Source organism: Agrococcus sp. SGAir0287 (genome assembly GCF_005484985.1).
Lineage (GTDB): Bacteria > Actinomycetota > Actinomycetes > Actinomycetales > Microbacteriaceae > Agrococcus.
In genome coordinates, this window is the sequence record NZ_CP027942.1 from 2,931,231 (window position 1) to 2,949,110 (window position 17,880).

At 71.6% G+C, this 17,880-nt stretch carries 20 protein-coding genes; 14 read left to right on the plus strand and 6 right to left on the minus strand.

Annotated features, from left to right (window positions below):
- Nucleotide 1: 1 nt before the first annotated feature.
- Together C1N71_RS13985 and C1N71_RS13990 are read right to left on the minus strand one after the other, a co-directional pair.
- Nucleotides 2–589, minus strand: coding sequence for a tripartite tricarboxylate transporter TctB family protein (locus tag C1N71_RS13985; protein WP_137756971.1), 588 nt, complete (start codon nucleotides 587–589; stop codon nucleotides 2–4).
- Nucleotides 590–603: 14 nt separating this feature from the next.
- The gene (locus tag C1N71_RS13990) at nucleotides 604–1,614 is read right to left on the minus strand and encodes a tripartite tricarboxylate transporter substrate-binding protein (protein WP_137756972.1); all 1,011 of its coding nucleotides are present in this window, start codon (nucleotides 1,612–1,614) and stop codon (nucleotides 604–606) included.
- A gap of 243 nt (nucleotides 1,615–1,857) precedes the next feature.
- On the opposite strand from C1N71_RS13990, the gene C1N71_RS15080 reads away from it, so the two are divergent.
- The 6 genes from C1N71_RS15080 to nrdF all read left to right on the plus strand — a co-directional run bounded on the left by C1N71_RS15080 (nucleotide 1,858) and on the right by nrdF (nucleotide 6,626).
- Nucleotides 1,858–2,010, plus strand: coding sequence for a hypothetical protein (locus C1N71_RS15080; protein WP_175414244.1), 153 nt, complete (start codon nucleotides 1,858–1,860; stop codon nucleotides 2,008–2,010).
- The gene (locus C1N71_RS13995; RefSeq protein ID WP_137756973.1) at nucleotides 2,007–2,318 is read left to right on the plus strand and encodes a hypothetical protein; all 312 of its coding nucleotides are present in this window, start codon (nucleotides 2,007–2,009) and stop codon (nucleotides 2,316–2,318) included. Before C1N71_RS15080 ends, C1N71_RS13995 begins: the two co-directional genes overlap by 4 nt.
- A gap of 325 nt (nucleotides 2,319–2,643) precedes the next feature.
- The gene (gene nrdH / locus C1N71_RS14000) at nucleotides 2,644–2,868 is read left to right on the plus strand and encodes a glutaredoxin-like protein NrdH (protein ID WP_137756974.1); all 225 of its coding nucleotides are present in this window, start codon (nucleotides 2,644–2,646) and stop codon (nucleotides 2,866–2,868) included.
- A 41-nt stretch (nucleotides 2,869–2,909) separates the two neighbouring features.
- Nucleotides 2,910–3,329, plus strand: coding sequence for a class Ib ribonucleoside-diphosphate reductase assembly flavoprotein NrdI (nrdI, locus tag C1N71_RS14005; protein WP_137756975.1), 420 nt, complete (start codon nucleotides 2,910–2,912; stop codon nucleotides 3,327–3,329).
- 38 nt (nucleotides 3,330–3,367) lie between these two features.
- Entirely contained in the window at nucleotides 3,368–5,473 is a 2,106-nt protein-coding gene (gene nrdE / locus C1N71_RS14010; RefSeq protein ID WP_137757358.1) for a class 1b ribonucleoside-diphosphate reductase subunit alpha, read from the plus strand.
- A 34-nt stretch (nucleotides 5,474–5,507) separates the two neighbouring features.
- Nucleotides 5,508–6,626: a class 1b ribonucleoside-diphosphate reductase subunit beta gene (nrdF, locus tag C1N71_RS14015; RefSeq protein ID WP_137756976.1), complete on the plus strand. Its 1,119-nt coding sequence runs from the start codon at nucleotides 5,508–5,510 to the stop codon at nucleotides 6,624–6,626.
- Between the two features lie 122 nt (nucleotides 6,627–6,748).
- Here the strand turns inward: nrdF and C1N71_RS14020 are convergent, their stop codons facing one another.
- Together C1N71_RS14020 and C1N71_RS14025 are read right to left on the minus strand one after the other, a co-directional pair.
- The gene (locus C1N71_RS14020; RefSeq protein WP_137756977.1) at nucleotides 6,749–7,510 is read right to left on the minus strand and encodes an SDR family NAD(P)-dependent oxidoreductase; all 762 of its coding nucleotides are present in this window, start codon (nucleotides 7,508–7,510) and stop codon (nucleotides 6,749–6,751) included.
- A complete protein-coding gene (locus C1N71_RS14025; RefSeq protein ID WP_137756978.1) occupies nucleotides 7,500–7,928 on the minus strand; it encodes a nitroreductase/quinone reductase family protein in 429 nt (142 codons plus the stop codon). The genes C1N71_RS14020 and C1N71_RS14025 overlap by 11 nt, the downstream gene beginning before the upstream one ends.
- 72 nt (nucleotides 7,929–8,000) lie before the next feature.
- On the opposite strand from C1N71_RS14025, the gene C1N71_RS14030 reads away from it, so the two are divergent.
- A complete protein-coding gene (locus tag C1N71_RS14030; protein WP_137756979.1) occupies nucleotides 8,001–8,558 on the plus strand; it encodes a TetR/AcrR family transcriptional regulator in 558 nt (185 codons plus the stop codon).
- 31 nt (nucleotides 8,559–8,589) lie between these two features.
- Here C1N71_RS14030 and C1N71_RS14035 read toward each other — a convergent pair whose 3' ends face one another.
- Entirely contained in the window at nucleotides 8,590–9,498 is a 909-nt protein-coding gene (locus tag C1N71_RS14035; protein ID WP_137756980.1) for an alcohol dehydrogenase catalytic domain-containing protein, read from the minus strand.
- 61 nt (nucleotides 9,499–9,559) lie between these two features.
- On the opposite strand from C1N71_RS14035, the gene C1N71_RS14040 reads away from it, so the two are divergent.
- The 3 genes from C1N71_RS14040 to C1N71_RS14050 are packed head-to-tail and all read left to right on the plus strand — an operon-like array spanning nucleotide 9,560 to nucleotide 11,568.
- A complete protein-coding gene (locus C1N71_RS14040) occupies nucleotides 9,560–9,967 on the plus strand; it encodes a TIGR03618 family F420-dependent PPOX class oxidoreductase (protein ID WP_137756981.1) in 408 nt (135 codons plus the stop codon).
- Nucleotides 9,968–9,991: 24 nt separating this feature from the next.
- Nucleotides 9,992–11,143: a glycerate kinase gene (locus C1N71_RS14045; RefSeq protein WP_254678022.1), complete on the plus strand. Its 1,152-nt coding sequence runs from the start codon at nucleotides 9,992–9,994 to the stop codon at nucleotides 11,141–11,143.
- A gap of 11 nt (nucleotides 11,144–11,154) precedes the next feature.
- On the plus strand, nucleotides 11,155–11,568 hold the full coding sequence (locus C1N71_RS14050; protein WP_137756982.1) for a pyridoxamine 5'-phosphate oxidase family protein: 414 nt from the start codon (nucleotides 11,155–11,157) through the stop codon (nucleotides 11,566–11,568).
- 154 nt (nucleotides 11,569–11,722) lie between these two features.
- Here C1N71_RS14050 and C1N71_RS14055 read toward each other — a convergent pair whose 3' ends face one another.
- Nucleotides 11,723–13,804 (minus strand): transketolase family protein, encoded by a 2,082-nt coding sequence (locus C1N71_RS14055; RefSeq protein WP_137756983.1) that lies wholly within the window; start codon nucleotides 13,802–13,804, stop codon nucleotides 11,723–11,725.
- 80 nt (nucleotides 13,805–13,884) lie between these two features.
- Between C1N71_RS14055 and C1N71_RS14060 the strand changes: the two genes are divergently transcribed.
- From C1N71_RS14060 to C1N71_RS14075, 4 genes are all read left to right on the plus strand, one after another.
- Nucleotides 13,885–15,048, plus strand: coding sequence for an ROK family transcriptional regulator (locus C1N71_RS14060; RefSeq protein WP_137756984.1), 1,164 nt, complete (start codon nucleotides 13,885–13,887; stop codon nucleotides 15,046–15,048).
- A gap of 273 nt (nucleotides 15,049–15,321) precedes the next feature.
- A complete protein-coding gene (locus C1N71_RS14065) occupies nucleotides 15,322–15,780 on the plus strand; it encodes a PTS sugar transporter subunit IIA (RefSeq protein ID WP_137756985.1) in 459 nt (152 codons plus the stop codon).
- A gap of 38 nt (nucleotides 15,781–15,818) precedes the next feature.
- Nucleotides 15,819–16,094 (plus strand): PTS sugar transporter subunit IIB, encoded by a 276-nt coding sequence (locus tag C1N71_RS14070; RefSeq protein ID WP_137756986.1) that lies wholly within the window; start codon nucleotides 15,819–15,821, stop codon nucleotides 16,092–16,094.
- Between the two features lie 38 nt (nucleotides 16,095–16,132).
- A complete protein-coding gene (locus C1N71_RS14075; RefSeq protein ID WP_137756987.1) occupies nucleotides 16,133–17,647 on the plus strand; it encodes a PTS ascorbate transporter subunit IIC in 1,515 nt (504 codons plus the stop codon).
- Nucleotides 17,648–17,880 lie beyond the last annotated feature (233 nt).

Sequence of the window (17,880 nt, forward strand, 5' to 3'; positions counted from 1 at the left end):
CTCAGCCCCCCAGCCAGTCGCCGATCAGCGGCACGCGCAGCTGCAGGCCGACGACGAAGATGAGCCAGCTCGCGAGCGTGAGCACGGCGCCGACGACGAGCGGCTGCCACCACCGCACCCCCGACCGCGCCCAGGAGGCGAGGACGACGGTGCCGAAGGCGGCCAGCAGCATCCCGAGCCCGTCGATCGTCACGGCGAACCAGATGACGGCGGCGGTCACGAGCAGCAGCGGGCGCCACGGGATGGCGCCGAAGACCACGGGGCGCATGGGGCGCTCCTCGAGCACCTCCGGCCCCTGCTCGATCGCCGTCTCGAGGTACTCGACGACGTCGACGGATGCGTCGGGCTCCGGCTCCTGCGAGGGGGCGACGAAGGCGCGCACGACGATCGCGGCACCGATGGCGATGAGGACGATCGACACGATGAGCGGGAACTGGCCCGGACCCATCGCGAGCGGCGTCCCCATGTCGTAGCCGAAGGCGACGACGCCGAACACGAGGCCGATCCCGGCGAGCACGAGGCCCGCGACGAGGTCGGCGGACGAGAAGGAGCGGCTGCCGCCGCGCGAGTCGTGCTCGCGCGGCGGCATCGTGGAGGCGATCGTCAGCTCCCGGGCTCGGGCAGGACCTCGGCCCAGAGGTCGATCTGCTCCTGCAGGCGGGTGGAGAGCGCATCCGGCGTCACCTGGTCGGCGGCGACGGGCGCGGTGCCGAGGTCGGCGAGCGCGTCGATGACCGCCTGGTCGGCGAGCGCGGTCTCGAGCGAGGCGCGCAGCGTCTCGACGATCTCCTCGGGCGTGCCGGCCGGCAGGTACAGACCGTGCCAGACGCTGACCTCGAGGTCGACGCCCTCCTCCTGCGCGGTCGGGATGTCGGGGAAGACCTCGACGCGCTCGGGCGTCGTGACGGCGTAGACGTCGACCGCGCCGGACGTGATCTGGCTCGCCGTGTTCGTGGTCTGGTCGCACATGATGTCGACCTGGCCCCCGAGGATGTCGGTCATCGCAGGGCCGGTGCCGTCGTACGGCACCTCCTGCACGTCGACGCCGAGCGCATCCTCGAGCAGCAGGCCGCAGAGGTTCGACGCCGAGCCGACGCCCGCGTGGGCGAGGGTGATGGAGCCCTCGTTCTCCTCGATGTAGGAGACGAGCTCGTCCATGTCGGCCGGGCCGAGGCCGGGGCGCGAGATGATCGTCATCGGCACCTCCGTGACGAGGCCGACGGGCTCGAAGTCCTCCACGGGGTCGAAGTTGAGGTCGGCGTAGAGGCTCGGCGCCGTCGACATGCCGATGTGGTGCAGCAGCGCCGTGTAGCCGTCGGGGTCGGCCTGCGAGGCCTCGCCGGCGCCGACGGTGCCGCCCGCGCCCTCGACGTTCTGCACGACGACCTGCTGGCCGAGCTCGGCGCCCATGGGCTCGGCGACGATGCGCGTGACGGTGTCGGTGGGGCCGCCCGCCGCGAACGGCACGATGACCTCGATCGTGTCGTCGGGGTAGGAGGCGGGATCCGCGCCGCTCGAGCCGCTGGAGCAGCCGGCGAGCGCGATGCCCAGCACGAGGGCTGCGGCTGCGGGAGGCACGAGGCGCGCGTGGCGCGCGGTGCGAGGGATGGCCATGTGCAGTGTCCGATCGTCGTCGATGGAGTGCGGGCTGACGCCCTGGGGCGGTCAACGGCGACCGCCCTGCTCGCTCATCGTGCGGCTCGCCGATCCGGCCGCTCCTTTGTGGTCGTACTGTTCGCGGGCCGTCCCCCGCTCACGGACGTGGGAGTCGCGCAAGGCCCTCCCGGCAGCGGGCATGCGCGCGCGAGCGTGGCCGTGCCGGGTCGAACCGGCACGGCACGATGCGAGGAGGACCGCATGAGCGACCAGCAGCACGACGAGAGCTCGACGAGCCCGAGCGAGGAGGAGCGAGAGCGCGTCGACGACCTGCCCTCGGGCGCCGGCTCGGGCGACGAGCCCGACCACCAGGACCCGACCTCCGGCGGGGCGCCCGAGCAGCCCGAGCGATGAGCATGCGTGGCGCCGCCGACGGCGAGCCCGTCGGCGGTGGCCGCCTGCCCGGCGAGGGCCAGCGGCCGGTGCGCCCGCCCCGGGAGCATCGGCTCGCGCCGCCCTGGTGGGTCCGCGGCGGCGTGGCGCTCGCGGTCGTCGGCGTCGTCGGCCTGTCGATCCTCGTGGCGGGTGGCCTCGCGCTGCCGGCGACGTCCGTCGTGCTCGCGCTGCTCGTGCCCGTCGGCATCGGGATCGCGCTGCGCGGCTTCGCGCTGCAGCGGATCTCGGAGGATCGCGAGCGCGAGGGGTGCCGACCCGCGCCCTGAGCGTCGCGCGTCGGTGGTCTGCAGCATGGTTCCCCACGTCGGGAGGCCCGGATGCGACCACGGAATCACACGCGTGTAAGCATCCGTCGGCGTGTCGCGAAAGTCGTGTCCACAGGTGTGGAGAACGAACTCCACAGGCGAGATCCGCGCCGTTGCTGGGGAGGAATCCGCAGCGGTGGACAGACGTTGCATCAGATGTGGAGAAACGCCGCATCTAGTGCCCTGGGAATGTCGGTGGCCCTACATATAGTGGGTGCTCCCGGAGAGGGACCGAGGTCCCACCCCACCGCAGGACCACCGCCCAACGCGAGAGAGCAGGACCGAAATGGCTGTCACCGTCTACTCCAAGCCGGCATGCGTGCAGTGCACCGCGACGAAGCGCGCTCTCGACGCGCAGGGCGTCGAGTACGAGATCTTCGACGTCTCCGTCGACGAGAAGGCCCTGCAGACGGTCAAGGACCTCGGCTACATGCAGGCGCCCGTCGTCATCGCCGACGGCGACCACTGGTCGGGCTTCCGCCCCGACAAGATCCAGGCGCTCTCGGCCTGAGCCCACCCGGTCCCGGTCCCCAGCGCAGCGAGCCGCATCCCATGCTCCTCGAAGCCCCCGTCGTCGCCCCCGAGATCGTCTTCTTCTCGTCGATCTCGGGCAACACGGCGCGCTTCGTGGCGAAGCTGGGCCGGCCGGCGGTGCGCATCCCCCTCCACGCCAGCGAGCCCGCCCTCGAGGTGACGCATCCGTACGTGCTCGTGACCCCCACCTACGGGGAGCACGGCCGCGGATCCGTGCCGAAGCAGGTCATCCGCTTCCTGAACGACGAGGGCAATCGATCGCTCATCCGCGGCGTCGTCGCGGCGGGCAACACGAACTTCGGCGCTGACTTCTGCATCGCCGGCGACATCATCGCCGCCAAGTGCGGCATCCCCTACCTGTACCGCGTCGAGCTCTTCGGGACCCCCGAGGACGTCGACGCCGTCAACGACCGATTGGACGACCTGTGGCGACAGTGACCACCGAGCAGTCCGCAGCGGGTACGCACTCGCCGCAGATGGACTACCACTCGCTCAACGCGATGCTCAACCTCTACGGCCCGAACGGCGAGATCCAGTTCGACAAGGATCGCGAGGCTGCGAACCAGTACTTCCTCCAGCACGTCAATCAGAACACGGTCTTCTTCCACTCGCTGAAGGAGAAGCTCGACTATCTCGTCGAGCACGAGTACTACGAGGGCGAGGTGCTCGAGCAGTACTCGTTCGAGTTCATCAAGTCGCTCATGAAGCGCGCCTACGGGTACAAGTTCCGCTTCCCCACGTTCCTCGGCGCGTTCAAGTACTACACGTCGTACACGCTGAAGACGTTCGACGGGAACCGCTACCTCGAGCGCTACGAGGACCGCGTCGTCAACGTCGCGCTCGCGCTCGCCGCCGGCGACGAGCGGCTCGCGGAGGCGCTCGTCGACGAGATCGTCACCGGTCGCTTCCAGCCCGCGACCCCGACGTTCCTCAACGCGGGCAAGAAGCAGCGCGGCGAGCTGGTCTCCTGCTTCCTCCTGCGCATCGAGGACAACATGGAGTCGATCGGCCGCTCGATCAACTCGGCGCTGCAGCTGTCGAAGCGCGGCGGCGGCGTCGCGTTCAACCTCACGAACATCCGCGAGTACGGCGCCCCGATCAAGCAGATCCAGAACCAGTCGTCCGGGATCATCCCCGTGATGAAGCTGTTCGAGGACAGCTTCTCGTACGCGAACCAGCTCGGTGCCCGTCAGGGTGCCGGTGCGGTGTACCTGCAGGCGCACCACCCCGACATCATGCGGTTCCTCGACACGAAGCGCGAGAACGCCGACGAGAAGATCCGCATCAAGACGCTCTCCCTGGGCGTCGTGGTGCCGGACATCACGTTCGAGCTCGCGAAGAAGGACGAGGACATGTACCTGTTCTCGCCCTACGACGTCGAGCGCGTCTACGGCGTGCCGTTCGCCGACATCTCGGTGACGGAGAAGTACCACGAGATGGTCGACGACGCCCGCATCACGAAGAAGAAGATCCGCGCCCGCGACTTCTTCCAGACGCTGGCGGAGATCCAGTTCGAGTCGGGCTACCCGTACATCATGTTCGAGGACACGGTGAACCGGGCGAACCCGATCGACGGCCGCATCAACATGTCGAACCTGTGCAGCGAGATCCTGCAGGTGAACACGCCGTCGCAGTACGTCGAGGACCTCGGCTACGAGTCGATCGGCAAGGACATCTCCTGCAACCTCGGCTCGCTGAACATCGCGCTGACGATGGACTCGCCGGACTTCGGTCGCACGATCGAGACCTCGATCCGCGCGCTCACGGCGGTGTCCGACCAGTCGAACATCGACTCGGTGCCGTCGATCGCGCGCGGCAACGACATGAGCCACGCCATCGGCCTCGGCCAGATGAACCTCCACGGCTACCTCGGACGCGAGCGCATCTTCTACGGCTCCCAGGAGGGCGTCGACTTCACGAACATCTACTTCTACACGGTGCTGTTCCACGCCCTGCGGGCGTCGAACCTCATCGCGCAGGAGAAGGGGCAGACGTTCGAGGGCTTCGAGCGCTCGAAGTACGCGTCGGGCGAGTTCTTCGAGAAGTACACGCACACCGAGTGGAAGCCGGCGACCGAGCGCGTCGCGCAGCTGTTCGCCGACGCGAACGTGCACATCCCCACGCAGGACGACTGGCGCGAGCTGCAGGCGCTCATCCAGGAGCACGGCATCTACAACCAGAACCTGCAGGCCGTGCCGCCGACGGGCTCGATCTCGTACATCAACAACTCGACGTCGTCGATCCACCCGATCGCCGCGAAGATCGAGATCCGCAAGGAAGGCAAGATCGGCCGCGTCTACTACCCGGCGCCGTTCATGACGAACGACAACCTGGAGTACTTCCAGGACGCGTACGAGATCGGCCCCGAGAAGATCATCGACACGTACGCCGCGGCGACGCAGCACGTCGACCAGGGCCTGTCGCTCACGCTGTTCTTCAAGGACACGGCGACGACGCGCGACATCAACAAGGCCCAGATCTACGCATGGCGCAAGGGCATCAAGACCGTCTACTACATCCGTCTCCGCCAGCTCGCGCTGGAGGGCACGGAAGTGGATGGTTGCGTTTCTTGCATGCTGTGACCCGCCGAGCGCACTGAGAACAGGACACAGGACGATGACCGACACCCAGCACAGCACCGGCGCTGCCGGCGCGTTCGACGAGATCGTCGACGCCCCCATAGAGGACACGCGCGAGGCCATCGCGGCCGAGCGCGAGGCGACGAGCGAGACGCTCGCAGCCGGGCAGCAGACCGAGGCCCAGAAGCGCCAGCACCGCCACAACCACCTGGTGCAGGCGATCAACTGGAACCGCATCGAGGACGACAAGGACCTCGAGGTGTGGAACCGCCTCGTGAACAACTTCTGGCTGCCCGAGAAGGTGCCGCTGTCGAACGACATCCAGTCGTGGGGCACGCTGACGCCGGCCGAGCAGCAGCTCACGATGCGCGTCTTCACGGGCCTCACGCTGCTCGACACCATCCAGGGCACCGTCGGCGCCGTGTCGCTCATCCCCGACGCGATCACGCCGCACGAGGAGGCCGTCTACACGAACATCGCGTTCATGGAGTCGGTGCACGCGAAGTCGTACTCGTCGATCTTCTCGACGCTCTCGTCGACGAAGGAGATCGACGATGCCTTCCGCTGGTCGACCGAGAACCCGTACCTGCAGCGCAAGGCCGAGATCATCGTCGACTACTACGAGGGCGACGACCCGCTGAAGCGCAAGATCGCCTCGACGCTGCTCGAGTCGTTCCTGTTCTACTCGGGCTTCTACCTGCCGATGTACTGGTCGAGCCACGCGAAGCTCACGAACACGGCCGACATGATCCGCCTCATCATCCGCGACGAGGCCGTGCACGGGTACTACATCGGCTACAAGTTCCAGCAGGGCTACGCGAAGCTCTCCGAAGAGCAGCAGGCCGAGCTGAAGGACTACACGTACACGCTCCTCTACGAGCTGTACGAGAACGAGTCGAAGTACACGGCCGAGCTGTACGACGAGGTCGGCCTCACCGAGGACGTCAAGAAGTTCCTGCACTACAACGCGAACAAGGCGCTCATGAACCTCGGGTTCGAGCCCCTGTTCCCGTCGACCGTGACGGACGTGAACCCGGCGATCCTCTCGGCCCTGTCGCCGAACGCCGACGAGAACCACGACTTCTTCTCGGGCTCCGGCTCCTCCTACGTCATCGGCAAGGCCGTGGCGACGGAGGACGAGGACTGGGACTTCTGATCCAGGTCTGACCCCGGTCACCCGCCGCCGACCGGACGGCAGCGCCCCGGCCCCGCATCGCGCGGGCCGGGGCGCTTCGTCGTGCCGATCGTCGTGCGGTCGCCGCGGTGCGGGCTGCGACGTCAGAGCAGCGCGCCGCCGGACGCCTCGATGCGCTGCCCCGTGATCCAGGCGGCGTCGTCGGACGCGAGCAGCGCGATCGCCGCCGCGACGTCGTCGGGCTCGCCGACGCGACCGAAGGCGGTGTCGGCCGCGAGCGACGCGCGCATGGCCTCGTCGTCCCGCATCGCCCCGCCGTTGAAGTCGGTCGCCGTCGGGCCCGGCGCGACGACGTTGACTCGGATGCGCCGGGCACCGAGCTCGAGCGCGAGGCCGAGCGAGTAGGTCTCGATCGCCGCCTTCGACGCCGCGTACGCGGCCGTGCCCGGTGAGACCCGACGCGTGAGCATCGACGAGATGCTCACGATGCTGCCGCCGTCGACGAGGTGGGGCACGACCGCCTGGGTCGTGAGGATCGTGCCGCGCACGTTGACATCCAGGAGCGCGTCGAGGTCGGCGGGATCGACCTGCCCGACCGCGCCCCATCGTCCGACCCCTGCGTTGTTGACCAGGACGTCGACGCGGTCGCGACCCCATCGATCCCGCAGCGCGTCGGGGAGCCGCTGGCCCAGTCGCTCGATGCTCGCGACGTCGGCGACGTCGAGCGGCATCGCGAGCGCCTCGGATCCCGCAGCGGCGACGGCGTCGAGCGCGGGCTGCGCGCTCGACGCGTCGCCGCGATGCGTCACGACCACGCGCATCCCCCGCTCGGCGAGCGCCGTCGCGGTCGCGAGGCCGAGGCCGCGCGTCGCCCCGGTGACGATGGCGATGCGGTCAGCGGGCATCGTCGGCCTCCTCGAACGTCACGTGCATGAGCGGGCTGCCGGCGAGCCACGCCTCGAGCGGTGGGACGGCATGGCGCAGGCCGGCCGGGTCGCTCGGCTGCTGCAGGTCGTCGATGACGCTCGCGAAGACGTGCCGCCGCGTCGCCTCGTCGAGCACGGGCGTCGCGACGGCCGGCAGGTCGGCGCGCACGCCGTGCTTCAGGTGCACGGTGAAGCGCGGCTCGGCCAGCAGGTTCGCGTACCAGTCGCGACCGGCGGGCGTCGTCGTGAGGTAGATCTCGCCGTCGACCCGGTAGAACCAGATCTCGATGCGGCGTGCACGACCCGTGCGCGCGCCGGTCGTCGTGATGTCGATGGTCCGCTCGCGCGCCGACGAGGCCGGCGTGATCGCCAGCGCTCGCTCGATGTCCGCTCGCATCGCTCCTCCAAAGTAAGTAACCATTTACTTCTAACCTAGGAGCGACTCGATCGCGATGCAAGGAGGTCTCTCGTGGCCCGTGACGCCGAGGCGACGCGCGAGCGGCTGCTGCTCGCCGCCTGCGACGAGTTCTCCCGCGTGGGCCATGCGGGCGCGCGCGTCGAGCGGATCGCGACCGCCGCGGGCACGAACGTGCGGATGATCTACGCCTACTTCGGCGACAAGAGCGCCCTGTTCGACGCGAGCCTCGCGCACCTCGTGCGGGAGATGGCCGAGGCCGTGCCGCCGAGGCCGGAGGACATGCCCGGCTGGGCCGCCGCCCTCGTCGAGCACCACGACCGCGACCCTCGCGCGCTGCGCGTCAGCATGTGGGCGCAGCTCGAGCGGCCGGAGACGACGATCGAGCCGCTGGAGGTCTACGCCGCGAAGGTCGCGACGGTCGCGAGCGCCGCTGCGACCGGGCTGCTGCCCGCCGACGTGCTCATGTTCGTGTACGCGATCGCCCAGGCGTGGCATCTCTCGCCTGCGGGGCTCGCCGCCGAGGGATCGATCACGACGAGCGCGCGTGCGGAGGCTGCGCGCATCGCGGTCGAGCGGCTCGTGCGCGGGAGCGGGCCGGGCATCGCCTGACCGCGGCCTCGGCCCATCGGGCGCTCCTCGCTCAGTCGGCGATGCGCAGCACCGCCTTGCCGCGGAGTCTGCGCTCCTCGGCGTCGCGGTGCGCGGCGGCCGCGTCGGCGAGCGGGTACTCGCGCGCGATGCGCGGGCGGAGGTCCGCCTCGGTGGCGAGCCGCGCGAGGAGCTCGAGCGCGGCGACGTCGTTCTGCCCGTCGGCGGAGCGGATGCCGAGGCGCTCGGCCTGCACCTGGCTCACCACGGTGACGGCGCGGTCGCCGCCGCGCGTGAGTGCCACGAGCGGGTCGACGCTCTCGTCGCCGACCGTGTCGAGCACCTGCGGGTCGGCGTCGCCGATCGCAGCCCGCACCGCATCCGCCGCATCCGGTCCCGCGGCGATCGGGTCGACGCCGAGCGACCGCAGGTGCTCGTGGTCGGCGGGCCGGGCGGTGCCGACGACGCGCGCTCCCTGCGCGATCGCGATGCTCGCGGCCGCGCTGCCGACGCCGCCGCCCGCGCCGTGCACGACGAGCACGTCGTCGATGGCTCCGAGCTCGCGGAGCCCCCGTGCGGCGGTCACGCCCGTGAGGCTCATCGCCGCCGCCTCCGCATCCGTCCACGCGTCGGGCGTGCGCGCCCACGCGTGCAGGACGACGAGCTCTGCGTAGGCGCCGATCGCGGTGCCGAGGCCGAAGACGCGGTCGCCGACCGCGACGTCGTGCACGCCCTCGCCGACGGCCTCGACGACGCCCGCGGCATCCCGCCCCAGGACGACGGGCAGCTCGAGCGGCAGGTGCTGCTGGATGCTGCCGTCGCGGATCTTCCAGTCGAGCGGGTTCACGCTCGCGGCAGTCGCGCGGATGCGGATCGCGCCGACGGGCACGTCCGGGATCGGCGCCTGACGCAGCCGGAGCACCTCGGGTGCGCCGTACCGGTCGATCATCGCTGCACGCATCGTGGCCATGGCAGGTGCAACCGAGGCGGTCGTGGTGCATTCCGAGGCTAGCGTGGACGTCATGACGACGACGCTGAGCCCCGAGTCCATCGAGTTCCTGCGCAAGCCGAACCCCGCCGTGATGGCGACGCTCGCGAAGGACGGCCGGCCCGTCGCCGTCGCGACCTGGTACCTGCTCGAGGACGACGGACGGATCCTCGTGAACCTCGACGCGCAGCGCGTGCGCCTCGGCCACCTGCGCCGCGATCCGCGCTTCGCGCTCGACGTGATCGACGAGGCGAGCTGGTACACGCATCTCTCGCTGCAGCTCGTCGCCGAGGAGATCGTCGACGACGCGGACCTCTCGGGCATCGACTCCCTGTCGCAGCACTACGGCGGCCGCCCCTACCCCGATCGTGAGCGCCCCCGCGTCGACGTGCGCGCGCGCATCGTCGGCGCGCACGGCTGGGGTGCGCAGCAGAGCGAGTAACGGCCGGACGGACGGGCGCAGACCATGACCGATCCCCTGCGGGTGCTCATCGCGCCCGACTCGCTCAAGGGCACGCTCACCGCCGTCGAGGCCGCCGACGCCATCGCCGCGGGCGTGCTCGCGGTGCTGCCGGACGCCGCGGTGACGCGGGTACCGTTCGCCGATGGCGGCGAGGGCACCGTCGACGCGGCGATCGCCGCGGGTGCCGAGGCGCGCGTCGATCGCGTGGCGGGGCCGCTGGGCGAGCCGGTCGACGCGCGGTGGGCGCTGCTCGGCGACACGGCGGTCGTCGAGATGGCGGCCGCGAGCGGCATCGGCCTCACCGCGCGCACGCCGCAGGACGCCCTCGACGCCGACACGGTCGGCACCGGTGAGCTGCTGCTGCGCGCGGTCGCGGCCGGCGCACGGCGCATCGTGCTCGGCGTCGGAGGCTCGGCGACCACCGACGGCGGGCTCGGCGCGCTGCGGGCGCTCGGCGCCCGCGCGCTCGACGAGCACGGCGACGAGGTGCGCGGGGGAGGCGGCGCGCTGCACCGCATCCGCTCGGTCGACCTCGCGGCCGCGCGAGCAGCCCTCGACGGCGTCGAGCTCGTGCTGTGCTCCGACGTCGCCAACCCGTTCGCCGGCCGCGGCGGAGCCGCCGAGGTCTTCGCGCCGCAGAAGGGTGCGGATTCGGCGGGCGTCGCCGCGCTCGACGCCGGCTTGCGCTCGTGGGCGCACGTGCTCGACGACGCGCTCGGCTCGCAGCTCGCGACGGCAGGATGGGGTGGCTCGGGCGGCGGGATCGCGGGCGCGCTGCAGGTCGCTGTGGGCGCGACGGCCGCCGACGGCGTCGAGGTCGTCGCCGACGTCGTCGGGCTCGACGTGGCCATCGCCGCCGCGGACCTGGTCGTCGTCGCCGAGGGATCCCTCGACGCGCAGTCGCTGCTCGGCAAGGCGCCCGTGGGGATCGCGCGGCATGCGCGCGCCGCGGGCGTGCCGTGCGTCGCGGTCGCCGGCCGCGTCGCGGCGGGGCCCGACGCGCTGGCCGCCGCCGGCATCGCCGATGCCGCGTCGGCCGTGGATGCGGTGGGCTCGGTCGAGGCGGCGCTCGCGGAGCCGGCGCGCTGGCTGCGAGCCGCGACGGTCGCGCTGCTCGAGCGCAACCCGAGCCTCCACGAGCCGGCGCGCGGCTAGCCTCGGTGCCGATGGCCTCCGCACCCGACTCGCAGCCCGGATCCGACGCGTTCGTCCGCTTCTGGAGCGACTACCGCCTCTGCATGCTCGCCTCGCCCCGGCCCGACGGATCCATCCACCAGGTGCCCGTCGGTGCGACGTACGACGCGGACGCGAACCTCGTGCGCATCATCGCGTCGAAGTCGTCGTTCAAGGCCCGGAACGTCGCGCGGCGCCCCGGGCTGCGCGCGTCCGTGTCGCAGGTCGAGGGGCGCTGGTGGTCGACGATCGAGGGGTGGGCGACCGTGTCCAGCGATCCCGAGCGCGTCGCGGAGGCGGTGCGCCGATACGCCGAGCGCTATCGGCAGCCGCGGGAGAGCAGCGAGCGCATCGTCATCGAGATCGCCATCGAGCGCGCGATGGGCTCGGTGCCGCCGCTCGACTGAGCGCCGCGGCGGTGTCGTTGCGAGGTGCGCTTCGTGCACTGAGGTGGCGTTGCACCAGCACCTCAGTGCTGCAACCGCACCTCGGAGCGAGGGGCGGAGCACGAAGCGCACCGCGCTGCAGGAGACGCACCTCGCAACGACGGGCGCGACGCGGTCAGCGCGCCAGCACCTCGCGGGCCGCGGCGAGCACCGCATCCGTCGTCATGCTGCGACGGGCCATGACCTGGTCGCCCGCGCCCGACTCGCCGAACGCGTCGATCGACACGACGCGCCCGTCGAGCCCGACCCAGCGCCACCACGCGTCGCCGCGGCCGGCCTCGACCGCGACGCGCGCACGCAGCGTCGGCGGCAGCACCGCGTCCCGCCACGCGGCAGGCGCCGCCTCGAACCACTCCACGCACGGCATCGACACCACGCGCGCCTCGACGCCCTCGTCCGCGAGCGCGCGAGCGGCGGCGAGCGCGAGCTGCACCTCCGAGCCCGTCGCGATCAGCGCCACGTCGGCACCCGCACCGTGCTGCCAAGCGACGTAGCCGCCGTGCGCGACTGCGTCGTCGAGCCCGTCGCGCGCGGGCAGCCCGGGCACGCCCTGCCGCGACAGCACGAGCGCCGTCGGGCCCGAGGGTCGGGCGAGGATGCGCCGCCACGCCGCGAGCACCTCGGCACCATCCGCCGGGCGCACGACGTCGAGCCCCGGGATGGTGCGCAGCGCCGCGACCTGCTCGACCGGCTGGTGCGTCGGGCCGTCCTCGCCGACCGCGACCGAGTCGTGCGTGTAGACGTGGATCGCCGGCAGCCCCATGAGCGCCTGCAGGCGCAGCGCCGGCCGCTGGTAGTCGCTGAACGCGAGGTACGTCGACCCGTACGGGCGCCACAGCCCGTGCAGCGCGATGCCGGAGAGGATCGCCGCCATCGCGTGCTCGCGGATGCCGAAGTGCACGAACGCGCCGCCCGGGTTCGCCGCCGACATCGCCTCGCCCGGCAGCGCGACGCTCGTCGAGCCCGCGAGGTCGGCCGAGCCGCCGTAGAGCCCGCCCCACGCCTGCAGGCCCTGCAGCACCATGCCGTTCGTCGCGCGCGTCGCGACCGACGCGCCCTCCCCGGGCGCCTCGACCTCGTCGAGGGCGGCGAGCCCTGCCTCGATCTGCAGGTGCCCGGCGAACCCGCCGTCCTCGTGCCAGCCTGCGACGCCCGAGCAGCGGCGCATCATGACGCGGCCCGGTGCCGACTCCATCCACCTCGCGTACGCGTCGCGCCACTCGGCGTGCAGCCTGGAGCCGCGCTCGAGCGCACGCCGCGTGACGGCGAGCACCTCTGGCGTCACGAGATCGTCGAGCGACGCGTCGGCCGCGATGCCGAGCGCCGTCTTCACCGCGGCGACCTCCGCGTCGCCGAATCCGCCCGCGTGCGCGGCCGGCGTGCCGCCGACGCCCTGCGAGGGCCAGCCGATCGTCGAGCGCACCGCGACGAGCGTCGGACGGCCCGTGCGGCGGCGCGCGTCGAGGAGCACGCGCTCGATCTCGGCGAGGTCGCGGAAGTCCTCGATCTCGAGCACGCGCCAGCCGTACGCGGCGTAGCGGGCCCGCACGTCCTCCGAGAACGCGACGTCGGTGCCGCCGTCGATCGTGATGCGGTTGTCGTCCCACAGCAGCACGAGGTTCTCGAGGCCGAGGGTGCCGGCGAGGCTCGAGGCCTCGCCCGAGACGCCCTCCTGCAGGCAGCCGTCGCCCGCGAGCACGAAGACCGTCGGATCGAACACGCCCGTGCCCGCACCGTGCAGCGCCTCGTCGCGGCGCGCGGCGAGCGCGATGCCGACGGCGGAGGCGACGCCCTGTCCCAGCGGACCCGTCGACATCTCGACGCCCGGCGTGTGCCGCAGCTCGGGGTGGCCGGGCGTGCGGGCGTCGAGCTGCCGGGATGCGGCGACGTCGGCGAGCGAGAGGTCGTAGCCCGTGAGGTGCAGCTGCGTGTACAGCAGGAGGCTCGCGTGCCCGGCGCTCAGCACGAAGCGGTCGCGGCCTTCCCACGTCGGGTCGGACGGATCGTGACGCAGCACGCGCTGGAACAGCACGTGGGCGAGCGGCGCCATCGCCATCGCCGTGCCCGCGTGGCCGTGCCCCTTGGCCTGCACGACGTGGGCGGGGATGGCGATGGCCGCTGCGACGGCGCGGCGCTCGGCGTCGTGGCGGGCTCCGCGCACGGAGTCGGGCAGGATCGTGGTGACGTCGTCGGCCATGTCCGCTACTTTGGCATAGAAGTAGTCCGAAGTCGACGCGACCGCATCCACCAGCATCGTCGCGAGAGAGGAGCCCGAGCGTGCCCAAGCACCTGTCCACGGGCTCCGGCGTCGTGCTCGACCTCATCCGCTCGGGCGAGGCGACGACGCGCAGCGAGCTCGTCGACCGGCTCGGCTGGTCGCGCGTGACGATCGGCCGGCGGCTCGACGAGCTGCTCGAGCCCGGCATCGTCGTGCGCTCCGGCCAGCAGGACTCACGGGGCGGCCGGCCGGCCGAGGAGTTCGCCGTGAACGCCGACTCGGGCGTGCTGCTCGCGATGGACATCGGCTCGAGCCACACGAAGGTCGGCGTCACCGACCTCGTCTCGACGGTCCTGAGCGAGGACGAGGCGGACATCGGCCTCTTCGACGGCCCCGACGACATCTTCGACTGGGCGATGCAGGTCTTCGAGCACCTGCTCGCGGCGCTCGGCCGATCGACGGCCGACGTGCGCGGCATCGGCATCGGCGTGCCCGGCCCCGTCGACTCGCGCACCGGCATCCTCGGCTCGCCGCAGCTGGATCCGCGCTGGGACGACGTCGAGATCTCGCGCTACCTCGGCTCGCTGATGCCCGACGTCGTCGTCTCCGTCGACCGCGACGTCAACATCCTCGCGGTCGGCGAGTCCCGCCTCGCCTGGCAGGAGTACCGCGACCTCGTCGTCGTGAAGGCCGGCATCGGCGTGGGCTGCGCGTTCGTGCAGGACGGCGTGATCCTGCGCGGCTCGCGCGGCGGCGCCGGCCAGCTGTCGGCGCCGATCCGAGAGCGGCTCAGCGAGCCGCTGCGCCGGCTCGAGACCGTCGCCTCCGGCGGCACGGTGCGCGACGAGCTCGCCCGCGGCGGCGCGCGGATCCGCACGTCGGCCGACATCGTCGCGCTCGTGGACGCGGGGGATGCGGACGCGATCGCCGCGCTCGAGGAGATCGGCGGGGTCATCGGGTACGCGATCGCCGACGTCGTCGGCCTGCTGAACCCGTCGGCCGTCGTGATCGGCGGCAACCTCGCCGAGGCAGGCGAGCGCTTCATCGGCGCCATCCGGCGGGCGATCTTCGGCGCGAGCCACGTCTTCTCGCGGCAGGGGCTCGTCGTCGAGCGCTCGCGTCTCGGCTCCAAGGCGGGCGTGCGCGGCGCGTCGCTGCTCGCGCAGGACGCCCTGTTCGACGCCGATCGCATCAGCCGCATCACGCGTCGGCGCGCGGGCTGACGGCGGTCGCGGCCGGGATCTCGGTCGCCGACCACCGCTCCCTGAGGTGCGAGCCCGAAGGGCGAGCCTCGAAGGGTCCCGCGCGCTGACGGCAGCCGGAGGGATCCTTTCGAGGCTCGCTTCGCTCGCACCTCAAGGATCGGTCCTGGGAGCGGACGCGCGCGGTCACTCGACGCGCCCGCTTTCGACCAATAGTGTGCAGAAGTGCCGATTCTCGCGTAGTGTCGGCCACGCCCGCGAGGGACGACTCATCCGGACGACGAAGGAGCGCACGTGGACCTGGCCGAGCAGCTGCCCGAGGCGGCGATCGCCACTCGCGTCGCCGCCGACGACTGGCGCGCAGCCATCCGCGCTGCAGGCGACCGCCTCGTCGCGACGGGCGTCACGACCGACGCGTACACCGACGAGATGATCGCCGCCGTCGAGGAGCACGGCCCCTACATCGTCATCGCCCCCGGCTTCGCCCTCGCGCACTCGCGACCGAGCCCCGCGGTGCAGCGCACCGGGATCTCGTGGATCACGCTCGCCGAGCCCGTCGCGTTCGGCTCGAAGGCGAACGACCCCGTCTCGCTCGTCGTCGGCCTCGCCGCGACCGACCACGACGGCCACCTCGAGATCATGGCCGCGCTCGCCGGCATCCTCGCCGACGACGACGCCTTCGCGTCGCTGCTCGCCGCCGACTCCCCCGCCGCCGTCCGCGCGCGCCTCGCCGCGCTCGCCCCGGCCGCCTGACGCATCCGACCCATCCGACCGAAGAAGAGAGGCACCCCATGAAGATCGTCGCAGTCTGCGGCATGGGCATCGGCACCTCGGTGCTGCTCAAGATGAACGCGGAGAAGGCCCTCCGCTCGCTCGGCGTCGACGACGCCGACGTCGAGGCGGCCGACATCGGCACCGCCCGCGGCGCCGCCCGCACGGCCGACGTCGTGCTCACCTCCGACGAGCTCGCTCCCGAGATCGGCGACGTCCCCGCGACTGTCATCGTGATCGACAACTTCACGAGCGTCGCCGAGATCACCGAGAAGCTCACGCCGCACGTCGGCTGAGCCACCTCCCCCACCAGACACAGCAGAAGGGAGCCGCGATGGAGTGGCTCGTCGTCATCCTCGACTTCATCGGGCAGCAGATCCTCAACGTGCCCGCGTACCTCATCGGCATCATCACCGCCATCGGCCTCATCGCGCTGCGCCGCAGCGCCGGCCAGGTCGTCGGCGGCGGACTCAAGGCGGCGCTCGGCTTTCTCATCCTCGGTGCCGGCGCCAACGTCGTCGTCGCATCCCTCGGCCCGCTCGGCGAGCTCATCCTCGCCGTCACGGGCGCGCAGGGCGTCATCCCGACGAACGAGGTCATCACGGCCATCGCATCGGAGCAGTACGGCGCGACGAGCGCCTACGTGCTCGTGCTCGGCTTCCTCGTGATGCTCGTGCTCGCGCGCTTCACGCCGCTCAGCTACATCTTCCTCACCGGGCACCACATGGTGTTCATGGCCCTCATGCTCACGGTCGTGCTCTCGACCGGCTTCGGCGAGGACCTCGGCTGGCTCGTCGTGCTCGTGGGCGCGCTGCTGCTCGGCGTGATCATGGTCGTCATGCCGGCGTTTGCGCAGCCGTGGATGAAGAAGATCACCGGCGACGACTCGCTCGCGATCGGCCACTTCGGCACGCTCGGCTACATCGCCGCCGGCGCCGCAGGCCAGGCGACCGGTCGCCGCAGCCGCTCGACGGAGGAGATCCGCTTCCCGCAGGGGCTGAAGTTCCTGCGCGACTCGATGATCGCCACGGCGCTGTCGATGGTGCTCATCTACGAGGTCTTCGCCATCTGGGGCCTCATCGCCATCCCCGACCGGGCGCTCGAGCTGTTCGGCTCGGCCGACGCGGGCGCGTTCATCATGGCCGCGTTCGCGCAGGCGCTGCAGTTCGGCGTCGGCGTCGCGGTGATCCTCTACGGCGTGCGCACCGTGCTCGGCGAGCTCGTGCCCGCCTTCCAGGGCATCGCCGAGAAGGTCGTGCCCGGCGCGAAGCCGGCCCTCGACATCCCGATCGTGTTCCCCTTCGGCGCGAACGCCGTGCTCATCGGCTTCCTGTCGTCGTTCGCCGGCGGCCTCGTGACGCTCGGCATCATCGCCGTGTGGTTGAACCCGGCGCTGGGCCTCGCGCTCATCCTGCCCGGCATGGTGCCGCACTTCTTCACCGGTGGTGGCGCGGGCGTCTTCGGCAACTCGACCGGCGGACGCATCGGCGCCGCGGTCGGCGGCTTCGTGAACGGCGTGATCATCACGATCCTGCCCGCGGTGCTGCTGCTCGTGCTCGGCGAGTTCGGCTTCGCCAACTCGACGTTCGGCGATGCCGACTTCGGCTGGTTCGGCACGCTCATCGGCGTCTCGCTCATGGGCGGCACGACGCTCGGCGTCATCCTCTGCATCGTCATCGCCCTGGTGCTCGTCGTCGCGGCGTCGATCTTCCAGCGGAAGGTCGTCGATGGCGGATGGGTGCCCGGCGCCAAGCGCGACGCGCTGCTGGAGCGCCAGGCGGCGGAGGCGAAGGCCGCTGCCGACGCCGAGAAGGCGGCGAAGGCGGGGTCGGAGGCCGCGAAGGCCTGACGCCCTCCTCGCTCGAACGGGCGCGCACTCCCTGGGGGTGCGCGCCCGTTCCGCGTCCCCGGTGCGAGGCGGCGCCCAGGCAGGCGGCGCCGACGTTGCGAGGTGCGGTTGCTGCAGTGGGGTGCTGATGCAACGGCACCTCAGTGCAGGAACCGCACCTCGCAACGCTTGGGGTGTCGGGATCTGCACCTCGGTGCAGCAGGCGCACCTCGCAACGGCGGGCGCGGGCGGGG

What these genes read in the sequence shown, in the direction of transcription:
- C1N71_RS13990 (WP_137756972.1), bottom strand. Translation starts at nt 1,614, where the DNA reads ATGGCCATCCCTCGCACCGCGCGCCACGCGCGCCTCGTGCCTCCCGCA.
- C1N71_RS14040 (WP_137756981.1), top strand. Translation starts at nt 9,560, where the DNA reads ATGACGACGACGCTGAGCCCCGAGTCCATCGAGTTCCTGCGCAAGCCG.
- C1N71_RS14055 (WP_137756983.1), bottom strand. Translation starts at nt 13,804, where the DNA reads ATGGCCGACGACGTCACCACGATCCTGCCCGACTCCGTGCGCGGAGCC.
- C1N71_RS14075 (WP_137756987.1), top strand. Translation starts at nt 16,133, where the DNA reads ATGGAGTGGCTCGTCGTCATCCTCGACTTCATCGGGCAGCAGATCCTC.
- C1N71_RS13985 (WP_137756971.1), bottom strand. Translation starts at nt 589, where the DNA reads ATGCCGCCGCGCGAGCACGACTCGCGCGGCGGCAGCCGCTCCTTCTCG.
- C1N71_RS15080 (WP_175414244.1), top strand. Translation starts at nt 1,858, where the DNA reads ATGAGCGACCAGCAGCACGACGAGAGCTCGACGAGCCCGAGCGAGGAG.
- nrdH (WP_137756974.1), top strand. Translation starts at nt 2,644, where the DNA reads ATGGCTGTCACCGTCTACTCCAAGCCGGCATGCGTGCAGTGCACCGCG.
- C1N71_RS14050 (WP_137756982.1), top strand. Translation starts at nt 11,155, where the DNA reads ATGGCCTCCGCACCCGACTCGCAGCCCGGATCCGACGCGTTCGTCCGC.
- C1N71_RS14070 (WP_137756986.1), top strand. Translation starts at nt 15,819, where the DNA reads ATGAAGATCGTCGCAGTCTGCGGCATGGGCATCGGCACCTCGGTGCTG.
- C1N71_RS14025 (WP_137756978.1), bottom strand. Translation starts at nt 7,928, where the DNA reads ATGCGAGCGGACATCGAGCGAGCGCTGGCGATCACGCCGGCCTCGTCG.
- nrdI (WP_137756975.1), top strand. Translation starts at nt 2,910, where the DNA reads ATGCTCCTCGAAGCCCCCGTCGTCGCCCCCGAGATCGTCTTCTTCTCG.
- C1N71_RS14035 (WP_137756980.1), bottom strand. Translation starts at nt 9,498, where the DNA reads ATGCGTGCAGCGATGATCGACCGGTACGGCGCACCCGAGGTGCTCCGG.
- C1N71_RS13995 (WP_137756973.1), top strand. Translation starts at nt 2,007, where the DNA reads ATGAGCATGCGTGGCGCCGCCGACGGCGAGCCCGTCGGCGGTGGCCGC.
- nrdE (WP_137757358.1), top strand. Translation starts at nt 3,368, where the DNA reads ATGGACTACCACTCGCTCAACGCGATGCTCAACCTCTACGGCCCGAAC.
- nrdF (WP_137756976.1), top strand. Translation starts at nt 5,508, where the DNA reads ATGACCGACACCCAGCACAGCACCGGCGCTGCCGGCGCGTTCGACGAG.
- C1N71_RS14045 (WP_254678022.1), top strand. Translation starts at nt 9,992, where the DNA reads ATGACCGATCCCCTGCGGGTGCTCATCGCGCCCGACTCGCTCAAGGGC.
- C1N71_RS14020 (WP_137756977.1), bottom strand. Translation starts at nt 7,510, where the DNA reads ATGCCCGCTGACCGCATCGCCATCGTCACCGGGGCGACGCGCGGCCTC.